The following is a 21,920-nucleotide window of genomic DNA, read 5'->3' on the forward strand; positions in this document are numbered from 1 at the left end:
GTCGGCTGCAGTGAGGACGAGCTGCCCGTCGGGGGAGAAAGCGCAGGCGGAGAGCGCTACAGAATGGCCAGCAGGAGGGAGTGGGCGGGGCTGTGCCGGCTGGCCGCGCAAGAGCCCGGCCGGCGCGCCAGCGGGCAGCAGCGCGCGGGGAGCGGTGACGCGGGTGAAGCGGGTGAGACCGAAGTTTGTCCCATTGAGTCTGGCATCCGCCAGACGGACATCGCGCAGGGCGGCGGCTGTCCAGTCGCTGCCCTCGGCCGCGATGCCGCATAGATTGCTGCCAGCCAGGTTGGCCAGGCCAAACTGCGCACCCATGGCTTGGGCACCGGCCAGGGAGGTGTTGGCGAGCTGGGCGCCAACCAGGCTGGCGCCGTTGAGCACGGCGCCTTCCAGGTTCGCCTGGTCGAGATTGGCCTCGTCCAGACGGGCTGCGCCGAGATCGGCATGGGCCAGCCGGGTGGCCAACAGCTCGGCCTTCCGCAGGTCGGCGCCGGGCAGGCGGATGGATTCGAGGTCTTCGAAGGCCAGCCGGGCGCTGTGGAGCCGGGAACCTTTGGGTATGTAAGGACCGGGCTGACCCTTGGGGCGGCCCTGGCGGTCGAGCCGGTAGCCCAGCCGCAGGGCGTTCTCGGACGCTTGCGGGCGATAGTCGGCGAGCAGGACGCGGTGGATGGCGTCGCGGACGGCGTCCTCGCGCTTCCAGGCGTGCATGAGATCAGCCATGAACTGGCAGACCTCGGGGGACAGCGGCGGACGGGCGAGGGCGTCGGCGAGGGTGTCGTCCTGCACCGCGCGTAGCAGGGCACGCGCCAGAAAGAACTCGAGAAAGCTGCGGTGGGAGAAGCGGTAGTAGCCGTCGGGGGTGCGGGACAGGAAGGCGGCGGTGCGCAGCTCCACGTCGAGATTGACCGGATCGCGGCCGTTGCGGACTTCGGGGCGGTCCACGAGGGCGGAGAGGTCGCGGTAGTGGATCTGCTGGCCTTCGCGGCGCCACAGTTCGAGGGCCAGGGTTTCGAGGATGCAGCGCAGTTCGTCGCTGCTGCTCTGGCGTTCGGCGGGGCGGATGGACGGGTCGTCGAGCCAGGTGTTGGTGTATTCGAGGTAGAGCGCACCAGCGGTGATGGCGCCGCCACTGGCCGACAGGCGCGGCAGGGAGCCGATGATGATCTCGATGAGCTGGGGCCGGTCGGCGAGGCTCTTGAGGTTGTAGATGCGGTTGATGGTGGCCCAGGCTTCTTTGCCGGCTTGGGTGCCGAGGCGCTTGTGCAGGTAGTCCTGGATCTGGGCGTCGTCGAAGCGCGGCAGGGTGTCGATGCGGCCGGCGAAGGCGCGGGCGGCCTGCTCGAGGGGGGCGAGGGTGTCGGTGTGGCCGGCCACGGCGCGGGTGGCGTCTTCCCGGTCGCGGAAGAACTGGTCGCGACAGGTGATTAGAATCCGGTTGGCCTGTTGGCCGTCACCATCGGCGGCGGTGGCAGAGACGAGGCCGCGGAACTGCTCGACCACGTTGCGGTAGGCCTGGGCCACGCCCATCTCGTCGAAGCTGTCGAGAATCAGCACGAGGCGGCCCCGGGCGAGCAGGTGCAGGAAGATGGCCGGGTCGCGGCGCTCGCCGGTGCGGGCGTGCCAGTGGTCGTGGAGGACGTCGGCCAGGCTGGCCTTGGTGGGCCAGTCGCGCAGGTTGATCAGCAGCGGGAGCGGGGCGCTGCCTTGTTCGCGGATCGCCAGCTGGGCGAGTTCGTAGGCGAAGCGGCGGGTGAAGGCTGTCTTGCCGGTGCCGTAGTCGCCCAGCAGCACCCACAGCCGGCTGCCGTCGCCCTTGGCCCAGCGCAGGGCATAGGCCAGGAGATCCTCGGTTTTGTCGGGGCTGAGTTCGGGCGCGACCTGCTGGTCCACGTAGCAGGTGGCGAGCGGGCTGCTGGCGAACTCGGAGACGAGGCGGTTGAGGTAGGGCGAGAAGTCGATGAGCGCCCGTTCGAGGTCGTCGTGGGTGAAGCAGCGGATGCCGAGGCCGCCAGCGGTTTCGAGGGCCTGGGGGCTGAAGCGGCGGGCGACGATCATGCCGCGGGCGCTGAGGGCGCGGGCCTTGGAAAGCTGCAGCGCGGCATGAAGCTTGGTGACCACGTCGACGCCGATGGCGTCCCGGTGGTCCTTGCATTCGACGAGGTAGGTGTTGTGCTCGAGCCCCTGGCGCAGGGTGGCGACGAGGTCGATGCGCATGCCGTCGAGGCTTTGCTCGGGCTCGACGGTGTAGCCGAGCATGCGCAGCAGGGTGGCGGTGGTGTCCTCGAAGCGTTTGCCCTGCTCGGCGGTGGAGCGGCGGCGGAGCTGGTCGGGGCTGGTGATGCGCTCGCGCTCGGCTTGTGCTGCGAGGCTGGCTTCCTGGCGCTGTTCGGCGTCGATCTCTTGCAGGCGGCGGGTGAGGGCTTCGTAGCTGCTGACGACGGGGTCGTCGGGGGCGGCGTCGGTGAGGGCGAGAATGGCCTCACGCAGGCGCAGGCGGGGCGATTCCGGGATTTCGATGAGGGTTTCGGCGGCGATGCCGAAGTCGCGCTGCCACACACCGCGCTGGCCGGCGACGAGGTCGGGGTCGTGGCTGCTGATGGGGGATGCGACGAGTTGCAGGCGCAGCGGCGGGAGCGGGTCGCGGTCGGCGTCGGATTTTTGTGTGAGGGGTTGGAGGGCTCGCCAGATTTCGCTGAGGCCGCCGGTGTTCTGGGCGCCGTAGTTGCCGACCAGCACGGTGGCGTGGGGCAGGACGGCGGCGAGGAGGCCGCCGATGTCGGTGATGCCGGTGCGGGAGTCGAGCACGATGTAGCGGAAGCCGCCGCCGGCAGCGCTGGCAAACCAGTCGATCAGCTTGCGGAAAAGCTGGATGCCCAAGCTGGGGTCGTCGGCCAGAAAGCGTTGCCAGTTGATCTCCTGGTAGCGACGGGCAAAGCGGGCCTCGGCGCCATGGGCGGGCAGGAGGTAAAGATTGGGGCGGCGTTCGACAGGGAGCAGCATGGCGCCGAGCTTCTTGCAGGCTGCCGCGTTGGGCGGATCGAAGTTGTGAGCCTGCCAGTCGAGCAGCCATTCGAACAAGCCGCGCTCGTTGGGCTGGGCGCTGGCCAGGTCGGAGACGCGATGCAGGCCGGGCGCTTCGATGTCGAGATCCCACAGCAGGGTCTTGCCCGAGCGGGCCAGGAGGGCGGCGACGTTGGCGGCGAGGATGCTGCGGCCGACGCCGCCCTTGTAGCTGTAGAAAGTTGCGATGAAGGGTGTCATGCGGCGAGCTTGCTGCGCAGGGGTTTGGTTGCCGGTGCAGGCGCCGGTGCCGCCTGCTGGCCTGCGGGGGTGAGGCTGAGGCGGTTTTCACGCCCTTCGCGTCTGCGGTCGATGAGGCCGTGGGCTTCCATCAGGCTGAGGAGCTGGGACAGGCGGCCGGGGCTGATGTCGATATCGCGGCCTTGCAGTCCGGCGGTCAGCTCGCGTTGGGTGGTGCCCGTGCCGATCAGGTCGAGGATGGCCCGGACGTGGGCGCGTTTTAGGATTCGGTCCGGCTGGCGACCGTCGATGGCGTGCCGGCGGGATTCGAGTACATCGTGGAGCGCCTCCCAGCGGCTCTGGCTGGCGAGGGGTAAATGCTGCCGATTGGCGCTGCGGTGGCGGACGTAGTCGATCAGCTGCTGGAGTTCGGCGATACCCTCGACGTCGTCGGGGCGGGCTGCCGTGTTGGCGGTCCAGACGACGAGGAGATGATCGAGGGTTTGCAGGGCACGCGGCGACCAGCCGTCGTCGGCGCCGAACTGGCGCACGGCCGCCAGAATTTCGGCCGTGGAGGTGACGCTGCTCAGTTGGGCTGGATCGGGGTGGTGCAGGAGTTCCGGGGTCATCGCTGAATATCTCGCGTCAAGTTCTCTCGCGTCAAATAGCGGCTAAACAAAACTAACGGTTTAAGTTTAGTTTGGTTTAGATCTGTGGCGTGAGAAATTTATGTCATTACTTCACGATGCGTAATCGGCTAGCAGCGAGAGATAGGGTGACGATGGTGAAGGGGTCGGCGCAGGGCTCAGGGCTGGGGCCTTGCTGCACGTATCCGCACGGGTAGCTTTTGCCGCCTGCCTGGCCGGGCATGGCCTGGTTGGCGACGATCGACACGGTGCCGCTTTGATGGTGAAGCTGCTTTGTCTTACCTTCGTGCTGGGTGAGCTTGTCGCTCATGCTGGGGACCAGCAGCCAGTCGAGGTCGAGTTTGCGCAGGAGGTCGCTGATGGAGCCGTCGAAGAGATCCTTGCAGATCGCCAGGCCGACCAGCCCGGCGTCGAGGGGCAGCAGTTCATAGGGCGTCTCGCAGGGCGCCAGGGCTTCTGCCCAGTCCGGGCCGTCGGGCTCGAACTTGAAGAGCACCTTGCTGCGCTTGTCGAAGCACATCAGTCGGCTGCCGTCGTGGGCCAGCAGAAGCGCACGGTTGCGGGTGTCGGGCCGCTCGATGGTACGCGTGGCTTCATGGTAGCTGCCAAGGACCACCAGGGGCGGCAGGTTGGGAACAAACTTGAGAGCGGAGTCGAGCAGGTGCTCGGCAAACGAGCGGGCGATGTCCGGGGTGAAGGTGAGTTCGGGGAAGATCAGGCAATCGACAGCTTCGAGGCAGGCCTTTGAAAGGGCGTCAAGGGCGGACTGCAGGCGTGTCTGGGGTCTGTCGAAGCCTTCCATGCGGAAGAGATTGATGTCTTCGAACTGGGAGAAGGTTTCGACGACGCCATCTTCGAAGCGGGCGATGGCAATCTTGAATGCATTTTTACCGACAATTTGCGCGCAGGCCCTGGCGGTGTCGTGAGGAACACTCCGGACCTGGGTGGGGATGCCTTCAATGCAGGCGGAAAGAACATGGTGCCAGGGGGTGTAGTAGCCCGGCTTGCATTTCCTCGCATTGAACCCCGTGCCAGGCCGTACCCGGCGCACGACCCAATGTTTGTCGTCGCCATCGAAGACCGGGGTGCCGGGGGTCTTTGCGCCGGGGGCGGTGGTGTCGAAAAGCTCCCGGTCGATCGCCTTGAGCCAGGAGAGCGGGGAGGCTTCGAGTTCGGCGGGGGTTGGTGGCGATCCGTCTTGCAGACGTTTAACAAAGCCGTCCGAGAGTGATCCCCCGTCGCGGAGCTCCCAGTCGTCAAGCCTTGAGCGGGCAAGCTCACGGAAGCGGGCCAAGGCGGGGCCGAGGGCGGGTGGGTCGTGCTGCAGATACCGGGCAATACGGTCCAAGATTCATCGAGCCGTTGGGGGAATTGCCCTGAATTGTATCTGCATGGAATGGTTTGTGGATGCGTCGATTCAGACCTGCGGCGCGTCGTGCCTTCGGCGATCGCGGCGGCATTCGTGCAGGCAGGAGACGCTGCCGTCCTCCCTGGCGACTTCGAGGCGCACCGCGAAGCCCCACAGGTGGGCGACGTGCTTGAGCACCTCTTCGCAGTCGCCGGAGAGCGGGCGGCGCAGGTAGGCCTGGTGGCGCAGGGTGAGGGAGCGGTCGCCGCGCACGTCCACGTCCCAGACCTGCAGGTTGGGCTCGCGGCTGCCCAGGTTGTAGTTGTCGGAGAGGATTTCGCGGACGCGGCGGTAGCCGGCTTCGTCGTGGATGGCGGAGACCTTGAGCCGGGCGTCCTTGTCGTCGTCGAGGATGGCGAACAGGCGGAAGTCGCGCATCACCTTGGGTGATAAAAACTGGGCGACGAAGCTTTCGTCCTTGAAGTTGCGCATCGCGAAGTCGAAGGTCTCGCGCCAGTCGCTGCCGGCGATGTCGGGGAACCACTGGCGGTCTTCGGCGGTGGGGGCTTCGCAGATGCGGCGGATGTCCTGCCACATGGCAAACCCCAGGGCGTAGGGGTTGATGCCGCGGTACCAGGGCTCGTCGTAGCCGGGCTGGTAGACCACGTTGGTGTGGGAGTGCAGGAACTCCATCATGAAGCTGTCGGTGAGCAGGCCCTCGTCGTAGAGGGTGTTGAGCAGGGTGTAATGCCAGTAGGTGGCCCAGCCTTCGTTCATCACCTGGGTCTGGCGCTGGGGGAAGAAGTACTGGCTGATCTTGCGCACGATGCGCACGACTTCCCGCTGCCAGGGTTCGAGGAGCGGGGCGTTCTTCTCGATGAAGTAGAGCAGGTTCTCCTGGGGTTCGGGCGGAAAGCGCCGCGTCTCGACGGCGTGGGCGCGGCTGGCCTGGGCGGGCAGGGTGCGCCAGAGGTCGTTCACCTGGCTCTGCAGGTATTCGGTGCGTTCCCGCTGGCGGGTGAGTTCTTTGGTGAGGGACAGCTTGGCCGGGCGCTTGTAGCGGTCGACGCCGACGTTCATCAGGGCGTGGCAGGAGTCGAGGAGCAGCTCGACCTCTTCTTCGCCGTAGCGCTCCTCGCATTCGGTGAGGTAGTTACGGGCGAAGATGAGGTAGTCGACGATCGCGTCGGGGTTGGTCCATTGGCGGAACAGGTAGTTGCCCTTGAAGAAGCTGTTGTGGCCATAGGCCGCGTGGGCGATCACCAGGGCCTGCATCGTCATGGTGTTTTCTTCCATGAGGTAGGCGATGCAGGGGTTGGAGTTGATGACGATCTCGTAGGCGAGGCCCATCTGGCCGCGGCGATAGCCCTTTTCGGTCTGCAGGAAGCTCTTGCCGAAGGACCAGTGGTGGTAATTGACCGGCATCCCGACCGACGAGTAGGCGTCCATCATCTGCTCGGAGGTGATCAGCTCCACCTGGATCGGGTAGGTGTCGAGCCCGAACTCGCGGGCGACCCGGTCGATCTCGGCGTGGTAGGCGTCGATGAGTTCGAAGGTCCACTCGCCCGGGGCGGGGAGAGGCTTCTTGCGCTTTGCTTTGGGCGGGCTCATACGAGTTTCTTCTTGAAGAGTTCTCGGAAGACCGGATAGATGTCCGGCAGGCCTTCGATGTGCTGCATCGCGAAGTTGCGGTGGGCGGTGCCGAGCTTTTCGTACTCGCGCCACAGGTTCTGGGGTTCGCCGGGGGTGATCTCGATGTAGGCGAAATACTGAACGAAGGGCAGGACGCGCTCGGCGAGGAGCTCCCGGCAGTGGGGCGAATCGTTTTCCCAGTTGTCGCCGTCGGAGGCCTGGGCGCCGTAGATGTTCCAGGCACCGTTGGCGTAGCGGGCGTGGAGGATGTCCTTCATCAGGTCGAGGGCGCTGGACACCACGGTGCCGCCGGACTCCCGGGAGTGGAAGAAGTCTTCCTCGTTCACCTCTTTGGCCACGGTGTGGTGGCGGATGAAGACCAGCTCGATGTGCTCATAGGTGCGCGTCAAAAAGAGGTAGAGCAGCATGAAGAAGCGCTTGGCGGTGGCTTTCTTGCCTTCGTCCATCGAGCCGGAGACGTCCATGATGCAGAACATCACGGCCTGGGTGGTCGGCTTGGGCACCTTGATGCGGTTGTTGTAGCGCAGGTCGAAGGTGTCGATGAAGGGGATGGCCTCGAGCTTGGCGCGCAGGATGGCGATCTCGCCCCGCAGGCGCTGGACTTCCGGGTCGTCGTCCGGGTGCGTCTCAAGTCGCTCATCGAGGGCCCGCTGGAGCTCCCGCAGCTTGCCGTGGAAGGGCGCGCCGAGGGCCAGCCGCCGGCCCAGGGCGCCGCGCAGGGAGCGCACCACGTTGATGTTGGCCGGCGTGCCGTCGTTGCTGAAGCCGGCGCGCTGGCTCTTGTATTCGTGGATGCGGGCGAGCTGGGTCTTGACCAGGTCGGGGAGGGCGAGGTCGTCGAAGAAGACGTCCAGAAACTCTTCGCGCGAGAGATTGAAGACGAAGTCGTCCTCGCCTTCGCCGTCCTTGCTGGCCTTGCCCTTGCCCGAGCCGCCGCCAGCACCGCCCTGGGGGCGGTTGATCTGGTCACCCGACGAGAACTGGTCGTTGCCGGTGAAGATGGTCTCCCACACGCCGCCACGGCCGTGGTGAAACTGCGGCTCGGACAGGTCGCGGGACGGGATGGAGACATCCTCGCCGTTGTCGAGGTCCTTGATCGAGCGGCCGTCGATGGCGTCGGCCACGGCTTTCCTGATCTGGCCCTTGAAGCGGCGCATGAAGCGCTGGCGATTGACGGCGCTCTTGTTTCTGCTGTCGAACCTGCGATCGATGATGCGGACCATGGGGCCTCCCGGGGCTCATGCGGGTCTGCCGCGCCTTTGTAGGCGCGGCGGCCGGCGTCACGACGACTTGCGGACGCGCAGATACCACTCGCAAAGCAGGCGCACCTGCTTCTCGGTGTAGCCCTTTTCTATCATGCGGTTCACGAAGTTCTGGTGTTTCTTCTGGTCGTCGCCGCTGGCCTTGGCGTTGAAGCTGATCACCGGCAGCAGGTCTTCGGTGTTGGAGAACATCTTCTTCTCGATCACTGCGCGGAGCTTTTCGTAGCTCGTCCAGCTGGGGTTCTTGCCACTGTTTTTGGCCCGGGCGCGCAGCACGAAGTTGACCACCTCGTTGCGGAAGTCTTTGGGGTTGCTGATGCCGGCCGGCTTCTCGATCTTCTCGAGCTCGTCGTTGAGGGCGTTGCGGTCGAGGATCTCGCCGGTGTTCGGGTCGCGGTATTCCTGGTCCTGGATCCAGAAGTCGGCGTAGGTCACGTAGCGGTCGAAGATGTTCTGGCCGTATTCGGAGTAGCTCTCGAGGTAGGCGGTCTGGATCTCCTTGCCGATGAACTCGGCGTAGCGCGGGGCGAGGAACTCCTTGATGAAGGCCAGGTAGCGGGCTTCGTTCTCGGGCGGGTATTGCTCCTGGGCGATCTGCTGCTCGAGCACATACATGAGGTGCACCGGGTTGGCCGCCACTTCGCGGTGGTCGAAGTTGAACACCTTGGAGAGCACCTTGAAGGCAAAACGGGTGGACAAGCCGGTCATGCCCTCGTCGACGCCGGCGTAGTCGCGGTATTCCTGGTAGCTCTTGGCCTTCGGATCGGTGTCTTTGAGGTTTTCGCCGTCGTAAACCCGCATCTTGGAGAACAGGCTGGAGTTCTCGGGCTCCTTGATGCGCGACAGCACCGCGTACTGGGCCATCATCTTGAGGGTGTCGGGGGCGCAGGGCGCCTGCGACAGCGAGCTGTTGGCGAGCAGCTTCTCGTAGATCTTCACCTCGTCGGAGACCCGCAGGCAGTAGGGCACCTTGACCGTGTAGATGCGGTCGAGGAAGGCCTCGTTGTTGCGGTTGTTCTTGAAGGCCGTCCACTCGGATTCGTTGGAGTGGGCCATCACGATGCCGTCGAAGGGGATCGCGCCGAATCCCTCGGTGCCCTTGTAGTTGCCCTCCTGGGTGGCCGTGAGGAGCGGGTGCAGCACCTTGATCGGCGCCTTGAACATCTCGACGAACTCGAGCAGGCCCCGGTTGGCCAGGCACAGGCCGCCGGAGTAGGAGTAGGCGTCCGGGTCGTCCTGGGAAAACTGCTCGAGCTTGCGGATGTCGATCTTGCCCACCAAAGACGAGATGTCCTGGTTGTTCTCGTCGCCCGGTTCGGTCTTGGCGACGGCGACCTGGCGCAGCACCGACGGGCGCAGCTTGACCACCCGAAAGCGGGTGATGTCGCCGTTGAACTCATGCAGGCGCTTCACCGCCCACGGGCTCATGATGGTGTTGAGGTAGCGCCGCGGAATGTTGTAGTCGTCCTCGAGGATCGCACCGTCTTCCACCAGGTTGAACAGCCCCAGCGGCGACTCGTGCACCGGCGAGCCCTTGATGGCGTAGAAGGGGATCTTCTCGACGAGGCTCTTCAGCTTTTCGGCCAGCGAGCTCTTGCCGCCGCCCACCGGGCCGAGCAGGTAGAGGATCTGCTTCTTTTCCTCCAGGCCCTGCGCGGCATGGCGGAAATACGACACGATGTTCTCGATCGACTCTTCCATCCCGTAAAAGTCACGGAAGGCCGGATAGATCTTGATCATCTTGTTCGAGAAGATGCGCGACAGGCGCGGGTCGAGGCGGGTATCCACCAGCTCGGGCTCGCCGATCGCCTGGAGCATGCGCTCGGCGGCGGAGGCGTAGGCCAGGGGCGTGGTCTTGCACAGCTCAAGGTAGTCCTGGACCGACATCTCCTCTTCGCGGGCCGACTCGAAACGGGTCTGAAAGCTGGTGAAAATGCTCATTTGCAGTCTCCCTGTTGCCTCGCACCCGGTCCTGGCGCCGGGTTCGCCTTGCTCCGCCGCGGGGCAGATCGTCTTGTGAAACCTTTACGGCAGGTTTTTGTGCTACGTTTGCTGCGGTGCAGCATCCAGTTTCACTCTAGTCTGAATCCAGTCTGTTCGCTAGCTGTGACGCGGGTTTCCGCCCGCAAGTTCCGGAAAGATCCGTGGACGGATTCACGATTCCCAATACAAGAATAAGCAGCAGTGCGGTGGCTGCAAGGCATTTCAGAGGCTGTGTTAGACTAAAGGTTTTTCCGACGTCCATAATCGGCGGGTCATGCGCAGGGCACAGTTCTTGCTGCATTCGTCCTGCTGAAATTTTGTGTCGTTTTTGTCAAAGCCGATCAGGAAATTTTCATGAGCAACCAGGAAACCGTGGTGAGCGCCCTCGAGCGCCGTATCGACATGTCCGTGCCGCTGGCCGATATCGAAAAGGATGTCGAAGCGCGTCTGAAGAAGATGTCCCGCACCGTCAAGATGCCGGGCTTCCGTCCGGGCAAGGTCCCTTTCCGCATGGTCGCCCAGTCGTACGGCCCGCAGGCCCGCTCCGAGGCCATCGGCGCCGCGGTCGAGCGTGTTCTCGGCGAGCAGATCCAGGCGCAGAACCTGCGCATCGCCGGCTACCCCAGCATCGAGCCGAAGGAAGCCAGCGGCACCGAAGCGCTTGAATTCACCGCCGTCTTCGAGGTTTACCCCGAAATCGTGATCGGCGACGTGAGCGCCCAGGAGATCGAGCGGCCGCAGCTTGAAGTCAGCGACGCCGAAGTCGACAAGACCCTCGACGTGCTGCGCAAGCAGCGCACCACCTTCGCCGCCATCGAGCGTGCCGCCCAGGAAGGCGACCGCGTGGTGATCGATTTCACCGGCCGCAAGGACGGTGTCGAGTTCGACGGCGGCAAGGCTGCCGATTTCCCGTTCGTGATCGGCGCCGGCCAGATGCTGAAGGACTTCGAAACCGCCGTGCTGGGTCTCCAGGCCGGTGAGAGCAAGACCTTCGACATGACCTTCCCGGCTGACTACCACGCCACCCACCTGGCCGGCCAGACCGTCCAGTTCGAAGTGGTCGTCAAGAAGGTTGAAGAGCCCAAGCTGCCCGAGATCGACGCCGAGTTCGCCAAGTCCCTCGGCGTCGCCGACGGCGATGTGGCCAAGATGCGCGAAGAGGTCAAGGCCAACCTGGAACGCGAAGTGAAGCGCCGCATCCAGGCCCGCATCAAGGAGCGCGTGATGAACGTGCTGATCGAAACCCACCCGATCGAAGTGCCGAAGGCGCTGGTTCAGCAGGAATCCCAGCAGCTGGCCGAAAACGCCAAGCGCGATTTCGAAGCCCGCGGCATGCAGACCAAGGATCTGCCGATCGACGCCTCCTGGTTCGGCGAGCAGGCTGCCCGTCGCGTCAAGCTGGGCCTGATCATGTCGGAACTTGTGAAGAGCAAGGAACTCCATGCCAAGCCGGAACAAATCCGCGCGACCATCGAAGACTTCGCCGCCAGCTACGAGGATCCGAGCGAAGTGGTCGGCTGGTACTATTCCCAGCCGCAGCGCCTGGCCCAGGCCGAAGCGCTGGTGATCGAAGACAACGTGGTGGAGTGGGTCGTGAGCAACGCCAAGACGTCTGACGTGGCCACCTCCTTTGACGACCTTATGGGTAATGCGGCTTAATTAAGCAGAGAGCGACGTGATATGAATCCATTGACACCCCCGTATTCTCGTAACGACTGGGATCCGGTCGGCCTCGGCCTGATCCCGATGGTGGTCGAGCAGAGCGGCCGCGGCGAGCGGTCGTACGACATCTACTCGCGCCTCCTGAAGGAGCGGGTGGTGTTTCTGGTCGGGCCCGTCACCGATGTGACGGCCAACCTGATCGTCGCTCAGCTGCTGTTCCTCGAGTCCGAGAACCCCGACAAGGACATCTTCTTCTACATCAACTCCCCGGGTGGTTCGGTCACGGCGGGCATGGCGATCTACGACACCATGCAGTTCATCAAGCCGGACGTGAGCACCCTGTGCATCGGGCAGGCGGCCAGCATGGGCGCCTTCCTGCTTGCCGCCGGCGCCAACGGCAAGCGTTTCTCGCTGCCCAATTCGCGGGTGATGATCCACCAGCCGCTGGGCGGTTTCCAGGGCCAGGCCTCGGACATCGAGATCCACGCCCGCGAGATCCTCGCGCTGCGCGCCAAACTCAACGGCATGCTGGCCAAGCACACCGGGCAGCCGGTCGAAGCCATCGAGCGCGATACCGACCGCGACAACTTCATGTCTGCCGAAGAGGCCGTCAAGTACGGTCTGGTCGACAAGGTGCTGACGAGCCGCGCCGACGTGGCCTGACCGGCGCCGGCAGCCGGCACGAAAACAAGTACAAAGAGAAAGGGCAGTAATGGCGGACAAGAAAACGAGCGGAGAGAAGCTCTTGTATTGCTCGTTCTGTGGCAAGAGTCAGCACGAGGTCCGCAAGCTGATCGCGGGCCCGTCGGTGTTCATCTGCGACGAGTGCATCGAGCTCTGCAACGACATCATTCGCGACGAGATTACTGCCGACACCGGCGGCGCCAAGGGCGTGAAGGGCGAGCTTCCGTCCCCCAAGGAAATCAGCGCGATCCTCGACCAGTACGTGATCGGCCAGGGGCCGGCGAAGCGCATCCTGTCGGTGGCGGTGTATAACCACTACAAGCGCCTGCGCCACCTCTCCAAGACCCACGATGAGGTCGAACTGGCGAAGAGCAACATCCTGCTGGTCGGCCCCACCGGCTCCGGCAAGACGCTGCTGGCCCAGACCCTGGCCCGCCTGCTCAACGTGCCCTTCGTGATGGCCGACGCCACCACCCTCACAGAAGCCGGCTACGTGGGCGAGGACGTCGAAAACATCATCCAGAAGCTGCTGCAGAAGTGCGACTACGAGGTCGACAAGGCCCAGCAGGGCATTGTTTACATCGACGAGATCGACAAGATCTCGCGCAAATCCGACAACCCCTCCATCACCCGTGACGTCTCGGGCGAGGGCGTGCAGCAGGCGCTCCTGAAGCTCATCGAGGGCACCGTCGCCTCGGTGCCGCCCCAGGGCGGCCGCAAGCATCCGAACCAGGATTTCGTACAGGTGGACACCACCAACATCCTGTTCGTCTGCGGTGGCGCCTTCGATGGCCTCGACAAGGTGATCCGCAACCGTACCGAACAGGTCGGGATCGGTTTCGGTGCCGAGGTGAAGAGCCGCGAGAACAAGAGCGCCTCTGAATCCCTGCGCAACGTCGAGCCCGAAGATCTCATCAAGTTCGGCCTGATCCCCGAGCTGATCGGCCGCCTGCCGGTGGTTGCCACGCTCCAGGAACTCGACGAACCGGCGCTGATCCAGATCCTCGTCGAGCCCAAGAACGCGCTCATCAAGCAGTACCAGAAACTGTTCTCGATGGAAGGCGTCGAACTCGAAGTGCGCCCGGCCGCCATGCAGGCAATTGCCCGCAAGGCCCTGAAGCGCAAGACGGGCGCCCGCGGCCTGCGTTCCATCCTTGAAGGCGTCCTGCTCGACACCATGTACGAGCTGCCCTCCATGGAAAACGTGGCCAAGGTCGTGATCGACGAAGGCATGATCGACGGGGGCGCGCAGCCCATCCTGATCTATGCCGACCAACCCAAGGTATCCGGCTCCAACTGACATCAGGCAGATTTTTGCAGTCCCGCTGCTTGAATTGATGTCCTAGGGCCCCATATGGGGCCTTAGTGCCTTTAAAGGAATAATCATGTCGAGCACCCTTGACCTCCCCGAAGAACAGATCGAGCTCCCGCTGCTGCCCCTGCGGGACGTGGTCGTGTTCCCGCATATGGTGATCCCGCTGTTCGTGGGGCGCCCCAAGTCCATCAAGGCACTCGAGAACGCGATGGAGGCCGGCAAGAGCATCCTGCTGGTCGCCCAGAAATCCGCCGCCAAGGACGAGCCCTCGGCCGAAGACCTCTACGACCTGGGCTGTATCGCCAACATCCTGCAGATGCTCAAGCTGCCCGACGGCACCGTGAAGGTGCTGGTCGAAGGCGTGCAGCGCGCCCGCGTGATCTCCATCGACGACCTGCGCACCCTCTTCGTGGCGAAGGCCGAGCCGCTGCCGGCCGCCGAAGCGCCGAACAACGAAGTCGAGGCGATGCGCCGGGCCATCATCAGCCAGTTCGACCAGTACGTTAAGCTCAACAAGAAGATCCCGCCCGAGATCCTCAGCTCCCTGTCGGGCATCGAAGACCCGGGCCGGCTGGCCGACACCATCGCCGCCCACCTGCCGCTCAAGCTCGAGCAGAAGCAGGAGATCCTCGAGATGTTCGACGCCGGCGAGCGCCTTGAGCGCCTGCTCAACCAGCTTGAGACCGAGCTCGACATCCTGCAGGTCGAGAAGCGCATCCGCGGCCGCGTCAAGCGCCAGATGGAGAAGAGCCAGCGCGAGTACTACCTCAACGAACAGGTCAAGGCCATCCAGAAGGAGCTCGGCGAAGGCGAGGACGGCGCCGATCTCGAGGAGATGGACAAGAAGATCAAGGCCGCCGGCATGACCAAGGAGGCCATGGCGAAGGCCCAGGCCGAGCTCAAGAAGCTGCGCCTGATGTCGCCGATGTCGGCCGAAGCCACCGTGGTGCGCAACTACATCGAGACCCTGATCGGCCTGCCCTGGAAGAAGAAATCGCGTATCAGCAAGGATCTCGCCGAGGCCGAGAAGGTGCTCGACACCGAGCACTACGGCCTCGAGAAGGTCAAGGAACGCATCCTCGAATATCTTGCCGTGCAGCAGCGCGTCGACAAGCTGAAGGCCCCGATCCTTTGCCTCGTCGGCCCCCCGGGCGTCGGCAAGACCTCGCTGGGCCAGTCCGTCGCCCGTGCCACCAATCGCAAGTTCGTGCGCATGAGCCTCGGCGGCGTGCGTGACGAGGCCGAGATCCGTGGCCACCGTCGCACCTACATCGGCTCGATGCCCGGCAAGATCCTGCAGAACATGTCCAAGGTTGCCGTGCGCAACCCGCTGTTCCTGCTCGATGAAGTGGACAAGATGGGCCAGGATTTCCGCGGCGATCCGTCGTCGGCGCTCCTCGAGGTGCTCGACCCCGAGCAGAACTCCACCTTCGTCGACCACTACATCGAAGTCGAGTACGACCTCTCCGACGTGATGTTCGTGGCCACCGCCAACACCCTCAACATCCCCGCGCCGCTGCTCGACCGGATGGAAGTCATCCGCCTGTCCGGCTACACGGAAGACGAGAAGGTGAACATCGCCGAGCGCTACCTCGTCCCGAAGCAGATGAAGAACAACGGGATCAAGCGTGAGGAGCTGTCGGTCACCGAAGACGCGATCCGCGACATCGTGCGCTTCTACACCCGCGAGGCGGGCGTGCGGGGCCTCGAGCGCGAGATCTCCAAGGTCTGCCGCAAGGTGGTGAAGGCGCTGGTGCTGGGCAAGCGCAAGTCCAAGGTCATCGTCAACGCCAAGTGCCTCGACAAGTACCTGGGCGTGCACAAGTACAGCTTCGGTGTCGCCGAGAAGGAAAACCAGATCGGCCAGGTCACCGGCCTCGCCTGGACCGAAGTGGGCGGCGAGCTGCTCACCGTCGAAGCCGTGGCGCTGCCGGGCAAGGGCAAGATCATGACCACCGGCAAGCTCGGCGAGGTCATGCAGGAGTCCATCCAGGCGGCCCTGTCGGTGGTGCGTCGGCGTTCCAAGTCGCTGGGCATCGCCGAGGATTTCTACCAGAAGTCCGACATCCACATCCATCTGCCGGAAGGCGCGATCCCCAAGGACGGCCCGTCCGCCGGTATCGCGATCTGCTCGGGCCTGGTGTCGGTGCTCACCGGCATCCCGGTGCGCTGTGATGTGGCGATGACCGGCGAGATCACGCTGCGGGGCGAGGTGCTGCCCATCGGCGGCCTCAAGGAGAAGCTGCTGGCGGCGGTGCGTGGCGGCATCCGCCGGGCGCTGATCCCCCAGGAGAACGTCAAGGATCTCGCCGAGATCCCCGACAACGTGAAGAACGAGCTGGAGATCATCCCCGTCAAGTGGATCGACGAGGTCCTCGAGCACGCCCTCGAGCGCATGCCCGAGCCGCTGCCCGAAGCCGCGGCACCCGCCGATGTCGCGGCGGTTGCCCAGCCCGCCGAGCCGGCGGCGGACAACGGTGGCGTCGTGAAGCACTAAACCTTCCGCTGTACGCAAGATAACAAGGGCCGATGTTCGCACCGGCCCTTGTTTGTTCACCCGGCACGGGCGCAGGCCGGCGGCCGAAAGTCAGTCTCCCTGGATGTTGATCACTCGCGCGACGCCTTCCTCACCAGCTCCTTGAGCTTGGCCGGGCTCCGGGGCGACTCAGCCAGCAGCCCGGGGACGACCCAGGCTGCGGATGATGGTGATGCGCCGCTTGATGAAGTCGGCTTGCACTGCGACATGGCGGCTTTCCGGGCTGCGTCCGAGCAGGCGGTCGTCAAGCTTGGCCGGATTGTCAGGCGCGAAGTTGCGATAGGAAATCAGGCAGAACCCGGGGGCAAGCCCTGCGGCATGGGGCTCGATTCCCCGTCGGGCACGACATCCACCACGACGCGGCCGACGCCTCGATCCGTCGCTCCTGAGGCGCCTGCCACGGCTGCAGCGTCCGCACTCGCTTCCAGCCCCGCCAGGTTAAGGATCAGGCGAGGTTCTGGCCTGGCTCAGCCCAGCCTGAAGCGGCTCACCTGTTGTTGCAGGCGGCTGGAGATCTGCTCCAGGTCAGCGACGGCTGTTGTGTTTTCCTGCATCGCGCCGTGGGTTTCCAGGGACATGGCACTGATCTTTTCCATGTGCTGGGCGATGTCGGTGGCGGTGCCCGCCTGCTGTGCCGTGGCCCGGACCACCTCCTGCACGTTCCTGAGGGAATCCTGGGCCTGGCGGGTGATCTCCTCCAGCATGCCACTCGCCTCGGTGGCCAGGGCCAGGCCTTTCTGCACCTGAGGCGCGGCGGTATCCATGGCGACGACAGACTGCTCCGTCTCGTGTTGCACCAGCTCGATCATGCGAGCGATTTCGGCGGTGGAGCTCCGGGTGCGCTCGGCCAGCTTCCTCACCTCGTCGGCCACCACGGCGAAGCCCCGGCCGGCTTCACCAGCCCGAGCAGCCTCGATGGCGGCGTTCAGGGCGAGCAGATTGGTCTGTTCAGCAATCTCCCTGATCACGCTCGCGATGCCACCGATCTCCTGGGACCGTTGTTGCAGGTTGCGGATCTGGGTGGTGGATTCGATCACGGTGTTGGCGATACGGGCCATTTCCGCCGCCGCCTGCTGCACCACCTTCACGCCCTGCTCGGAGAGCTCGGCGGTGCGGGCCGAATTGGCCTCGGTCTGGTGGGCGATCTGGGATACCTCGTTGATGCTGGTGGTCATCCCCTCGATGCTGGCGGCGGAGGCAGCAGAAGCGTCCGCCTGATTGGCTGCGGCGTCCCGGGCGTTGTGGGAGGCCTGGGCCACCTGGTCGGCCTTGTGAAAGAGGTCGGTGGCAGCCTGGGCGATATCGGTGAACAGGTTGCGCAGGTCGTCCTGCATTCGGGAGACGGCCGCCAGCATGCTGTCCGGGTGCTGGGCGCGTACCGCCATGCTCAGGTCGCCGCTGGCGATGCGGGTCACCGCCTGGGCCGCCTGGTTGGGCTCACCGCCCAGGGCGCGGCTCAGTTGCCGGGTGATCTGGAAGGCGATGGCGGAGCCGATGAGGATGGCCAGGCCGCACAGGGTCACCATGAACAGCGCAAACTGGCCGGCCACTTCCCGGGCGTGGGCGGTGGCGGCCTGGTTGCGTTTTTCCTGGTAATCGATGAAGGCATTGATGCGGGCCAGCCATTCGCTCAGGGCGGGACGGGCCTCTGCCAGCAGCAGGGCCTGGGCACCGCCCACGTCGCCACTCTGGCGCGCCTGGATCACCCGCTGCATCAGGGGCAGGTTTCGCGCTTCGCTGGCCTGAATTGCCGTCAGCAACTGGCGTTCTTCCTGGCTGATATCCGGGTCGCTGGCAAAAATCTTGTCCAGATCGGTCGCCGAGGTCTGGTAGAAGGCGGCCAGCCGCTCGATCTCCTGCAGGGCGGCAGTGAGACCGGCGGCGTCGGGCACCAGGGTCACGTCCCGGAGGCTGATGGCCCGGTCATGGACACTGCCACGGAAGTTGATGGCGTAGCGTTGCTTCACCGCATTCACTTCGGTGATTTCAGTCAGGGTGTGGTCGATAAGGTTTACCTTCTGGATGCCGAAGGCGGTGATTCCGATTATCAAGGCCAGCACCAGGCCAAAGCCCAGGGCCAGGCGCTGTCCTGTGGTGAGGGAAGAGGGAGATGGCATGATGAGCTTCACGGATTTTTTTGAGCGGCGGATTATAAGACTTGGCTGATCCAGCTCGCCGATCGTACTTGGGCATCCATTTCATAGAAAAATACTATTGAAGATGCTCAGATGTATTGCTTGAGAGGCGTACACCCAGCCCACTGCGACGAACATGGGCCGGTCCTCGGCGTGCTGAAGCAGGCTGTCTGCGCAGAGCGATACATCGTCACGACCGCCGGTGCACCAGGGCCAAGTGGCCTAGATCCGTTTAGCGGACCCGCATGTGCACGGTGGGCAAGGGCGCGCTCAGCCTGCTGCGGCCCGGCGCTGCCACATCAGGGACGCGGTCAGGGCCATCACGCCGGCGACGGCTGGCAGCGCGTAGAGGTTGAGGGTCGACCAGCCCTGGCCGAGCACCAGCGCGCCGGCCGACACCGACGAGACGGCCTGCACCGCGAATACCATGAAGTCGTTGCCGCCCTGAACCATCGCCCGCTCGGCGGGCCGGTAGGTTTCGGTGAGCAGCGTGGTGCCGCCGATGTACAGAAAATTCCAGCCGATGCCGAGCAGCAGCAGGGCCCACCAGAAGTGCATCAGCGAGACGCCGCTCGAGGCCAGCCCGATGCAGCCGAGCATCAGCGCTGCCCCGGCCAGCAGCACCGGCAGCACGCCGACGCGGCGGATCAGGCTGCCAGTGAAGAAGGACGGCGCGTACATCCCCAGCACGTGCCACTGCAGCACGAAGGCCACGTCGCCAAAGCCGAGCCCGCACACGTCCATCGCCAGCGGCGTGGCGGCCATCAGCAGGTTCATCGTGCCGTAGCCAACAGCGGCGGCCAGCACCGCGACGATGAAGGCCGGCTGGCGGGCGATCTCGCGCCACGGGCGGCGGTCGTCGCCGGCATGGGCGGAGGCGGCCGCGTCGGGGATCTTCAGCATCGCGGCGATCAGCAGCGCGACCAGCGCGAAGGCCGACAGGGATGCGTAGGTGGCCATGAACTCGGCGTCCCAGGCGTTGCGGGTGAGGTTGCCGAGGGCCGGTCCGATGAAGCCGCCGATGATGCCGCCGGCCAGGGTGTAGGAGATGGCCTTCGGTTTCCAGTCGGCGGGGGCCATGTCGGCGGCGGCAAAGCGGTACTGCAGGCCGAAGGCGTTGTAGCTGCCCGAGGTGAAGGTGCCGAGGCACAGCAGCCAGAAGCTCCCGACATGCACGGCGTAGGCGCACAGCAGCCCGCCGCAGATGCCGAGCACGGCGCCGAGCATGAAGCCCGCCCGCCGGCCGAAGCGCCGCATGAACTGCGACGCCGGCAGCGTCATGAGGGCTGCACCGATCACGTAGCCGGTGATCGTCAGGGTGGCGAGGGTCGGGCTGGGCGCCAGCTGCCGCCCGACCAGGCCATTGACGGCGATCAGGGTGACACCGTTGCAGAGCAGCATGCCCTGACAGGCGGCCAGGAGCCAGACGTTGCGGAGAATGCTGCGATCGATCATGGGGGAGGAGAAAAAGTGGAAGGCTGAGGGTGCCGTACCGATCAGCGCACGGTGTCATGCGGCACAAGAGTGTTGCGTAGACTGCCTGGAGGGCTTGTCGGCCCGGTGTCTTGGCGCGGGTGCCGAATATCGCCGAGACATTAGCACAGGGAGATCAATGGGGGGCATGGCGGCCCGTACCCTGTGATACTGGACGGGTCAAACGGGCCAGCACGTGTGCTGGGCGGGTGGCGAATCCGGCCGCTTCGGCACGGCTACCAGGCGTCTAGCGTGGAGAGGCTTACATCGAGCGCTTTGCGAGCGCCAGCCAGGCCTTGTGCATGGCGATGGTGTCGACCGTCCTCGACAAGGTCTGCTCGCCATCCCGGACGTGGACCTGATGCAGCCGAGCTTTTCCACGGCTGACGTCGATGCTTGCCGCGTACATGTTGCTCTTCGCTGCCAGGTAAGCGGCCACGACGGGGTCGTCGTCGGCTACGCGGGCCAGGAGCCGGGGCCGCCATACACGCGGATTGAAGAACAGCACTCCTGTGTAGTGACGGCGCGCCAGCTCTGACAACAGCGATCTGGTCAGGGCGTAGGTGTCCTCTGCCGAGGCCTTTCCGCCGAAGACGAGTGCGATCGCATCGTTCTCCCGAAACGACTCGACAATCGGCCGCACGTCATCGTCCGTTCCGAGGGCCGTCACGCTCAGCGTGTGCTCATGCGGGCCGGGTGTGAGCATCCCGGCGCCGATCGCCGAGGCGAGGCTTGCGCATGGCGGGCTGGTGTTCGTGACAACTCCGAGGGACTTCAGCTTGAGGCTATCGGTGATCGATCGGCCCAAGGCCTGGCCGGTGTAGGTGCAGAGGGTGAGCTGCTCGCCCTGGGAGAGTGCCTGGGCCGCCGCGGTGGGGGCGTGCATCAGGCAGATGGGGGCGGCGAGCGCCAGGAGCACTTTCTTGAGCGTCATGGGGATGGGCGTCGGTGAGTAGTGGGGCAATCTCGATCTCCTGGCCAGCCCACTCATTCGGGATGGCCGATCTCTTGCCGTAGGATGGCCTGAATTGTTCGGGCCGCGAGCAGGCCGATGACGCCGGTGGTCAGGATAAGGAGCACGCCGCCAAGCATGGCGAAGAATGCCCCTGCACCCAGTTCGGCCATACGCAGTGTGGCTGTGCTCAGGGCGGCCAGTGGGAACGAGTAGGCCCATGCCGACACGAAGAAGGGCAGCTTGAAGAAGCGTATCGCGTTGCTGACCAGCAGCAACGCAAGGAAGAGCGCGGTGTAGTAGAGCACCCGTCCGAAGGCGTCGAGCCCGCCGACCAGGCCGCTCCAGGCAACGAAGCCCACCGAGGGCGGTGCGAGCAAGATGAACAGGGTCGGGGTGAGGCGCAGGGCCAGCGGTGCGTGGAAGAACAGGCGGTACATGACCACCGCCAGCAGCACGATCCAGAACACCACGCCGATGCTGAAGAAGAACCACGAGATCTCGACCGGCGCAAGGTGCACCCCGGCGAGGGGAACGATGATGTTGCCCACCACCGGGATGAACCATGCAGGATTGAGGTGCTGGATCTCGAAGTGGTCATGGTGGATCCAGGCGCTCATGGTGACCAGCGTGAAGCTCAGGTGGAGCAGGGCGCCAAGTGTCCACAGGGGCAGGGCAGCCGCCGGGGACGAAGGCAACCAAGCGCCGGCCACCAGCAGGATGCCGATGGAGAGGGTGGGGACGAAGTTCATCTTCACCGGATGCTTGCGCTCGGCCCTCGCCTCGGCTGGATGGCGCAGCCACTTGAGGGCGTACAGCAGCCCCACGATCACGAGCAGCAGGCTCGCCAGCAGGGTCAGCCCCTGCCCCACGGCCGACGGCCAGCCCAGCACCCCCGCGGCCTTGTGCCAGGCGAGGGCGAGCCCTCCCGTGCCCATTACTGTGGAGAACAGCGCAACCGGGAAGTGGGCCAGGGATGGGGCGGGGTGTGGGCTTGTCGCGGTGGGGGCTTGCATGATGGTTCTCT

14 protein-coding genes are annotated in these 21,920 nt (G+C 64.9%); 4 read left to right on the forward strand and 10 right to left on the reverse strand.

Annotated elements, in window-relative coordinates; genetic code table 11:
* From ZRA01_RS00825 to ZRA01_RS00850, 6 genes are all read right to left on the reverse strand, one after another.
* Positions 1 to 3,264 (reverse strand): KGGVGR-motif variant AAA ATPase (locus tag ZRA01_RS00825; protein WP_141348853.1); only part of this gene is annotated, 3,264 nt, incomplete at its 3' end.
* Positions 3,261 to 3,872, reverse strand: coding sequence for a helix-turn-helix transcriptional regulator (locus ZRA01_RS00830; protein ID WP_141348854.1), 612 nt, complete (start codon positions 3,870 to 3,872; stop codon positions 3,261 to 3,263). The genes ZRA01_RS00830 and ZRA01_RS00825, both read right to left, overlap by 4 nt.
* A 106-nt stretch (positions 3,873 to 3,978) precedes the next feature.
* On the reverse strand, positions 3,979 to 5,238 hold the full coding sequence (locus tag ZRA01_RS00835; protein WP_141348855.1) for a carbon-nitrogen hydrolase family protein: 1,260 nt from the start codon (positions 5,236 to 5,238) through the stop codon (positions 3,979 to 3,981).
* Between the two features lie 69 nt (positions 5,239 to 5,307).
* Entirely contained in the window at positions 5,308 to 6,849 is a 1,542-nt protein-coding gene (locus tag ZRA01_RS00840; protein WP_141348856.1) for a SpoVR family protein, read from the reverse strand.
* Positions 6,846 to 8,114, reverse strand: coding sequence for a YeaH/YhbH family protein (locus ZRA01_RS00845; RefSeq protein WP_141348857.1), 1,269 nt, complete (start codon positions 8,112 to 8,114; stop codon positions 6,846 to 6,848). The genes ZRA01_RS00840 and ZRA01_RS00845 overlap by 4 nt, the downstream gene beginning before the upstream one ends.
* Positions 8,115 to 8,171: 57 nt before the next feature.
* Positions 8,172 to 10,094 carry a PrkA family serine protein kinase gene (locus ZRA01_RS00850; RefSeq protein ID WP_141348858.1) on the reverse strand — a complete coding sequence of 641 codons (1,923 nt, stop codon included), beginning with the start codon at positions 10,092 to 10,094 and terminating at the stop codon, positions 8,172 to 8,174.
* Between the two features lie 396 nt (positions 10,095 to 10,490).
* Here ZRA01_RS00850 and tig point away from each other — a divergent pair, with 396 nt between their 5' ends.
* From tig to lon, 4 genes are all read left to right on the forward strand, one after another.
* On the forward strand, positions 10,491 to 11,795 hold the full coding sequence (gene tig, locus ZRA01_RS00855) for a trigger factor (RefSeq protein WP_141348859.1): 1,305 nt from the start codon (positions 10,491 to 10,493) through the stop codon (positions 11,793 to 11,795).
* A 21-nt stretch (positions 11,796 to 11,816) separates the two neighbouring features.
* Positions 11,817 to 12,461 carry an ATP-dependent Clp endopeptidase proteolytic subunit ClpP gene (gene clpP, locus ZRA01_RS00860; protein ID WP_141348860.1) on the forward strand — a complete coding sequence of 215 codons (645 nt, stop codon included), beginning with the start codon at positions 11,817 to 11,819 and terminating at the stop codon, positions 12,459 to 12,461.
* A 49-nt stretch (positions 12,462 to 12,510) separates the two neighbouring features.
* On the forward strand, positions 12,511 to 13,782 hold the full coding sequence (gene clpX / locus ZRA01_RS00865; protein WP_141348861.1) for an ATP-dependent Clp protease ATP-binding subunit ClpX: 1,272 nt from the start codon (positions 12,511 to 12,513) through the stop codon (positions 13,780 to 13,782).
* 85 nt (positions 13,783 to 13,867) lie between these two features.
* Positions 13,868 to 16,294, forward strand: coding sequence for an endopeptidase La (lon, locus tag ZRA01_RS00870; RefSeq protein WP_141348862.1), 2,427 nt, complete (start codon positions 13,868 to 13,870; stop codon positions 16,292 to 16,294).
* A gap of 506 nt (positions 16,295 to 16,800) precedes the next feature.
* Here the strand turns inward: lon and ZRA01_RS00875 are convergent.
* The 4 genes from ZRA01_RS00875 to ZRA01_RS00890 all read right to left on the reverse strand — a co-directional run bounded on the left by ZRA01_RS00875 (position 16,801) and on the right by ZRA01_RS00890 (position 21,909).
* Positions 16,801 to 18,450: a methyl-accepting chemotaxis protein gene (locus ZRA01_RS00875; protein ID WP_141348863.1), complete on the reverse strand. Its 1,650-nt coding sequence runs from the start codon at positions 18,448 to 18,450 to the stop codon at positions 16,801 to 16,803.
* Between the two features lie 288 nt (positions 18,451 to 18,738).
* Positions 18,739 to 19,923, reverse strand: coding sequence for an MFS transporter (locus tag ZRA01_RS00880; protein ID WP_246093240.1), 1,185 nt, complete (start codon positions 19,921 to 19,923; stop codon positions 18,739 to 18,741).
* Positions 19,924 to 20,203: 280 nt separating this feature from the next.
* Positions 20,204 to 20,875, reverse strand: coding sequence for a hypothetical protein (locus tag ZRA01_RS00885; protein WP_141348864.1), 672 nt, complete (start codon positions 20,873 to 20,875; stop codon positions 20,204 to 20,206).
* A gap of 53 nt (positions 20,876 to 20,928) precedes the next feature.
* The gene (locus ZRA01_RS00890) at positions 20,929 to 21,909 is read right to left on the reverse strand and encodes an SLAC1 anion channel family protein (protein WP_141348865.1); all 981 of its coding nucleotides are present in this window, start codon (positions 21,907 to 21,909) and stop codon (positions 20,929 to 20,931) included.
* Positions 21,910 to 21,920: the final 11 nt, after the last annotated feature.

Origin of the sequence: Zoogloea ramigera, from assembly GCF_006539865.1 — a bacterium.
Lineage (GTDB): Bacteria > Pseudomonadota > Gammaproteobacteria > Burkholderiales > Rhodocyclaceae > Zoogloea > Zoogloea ramigera.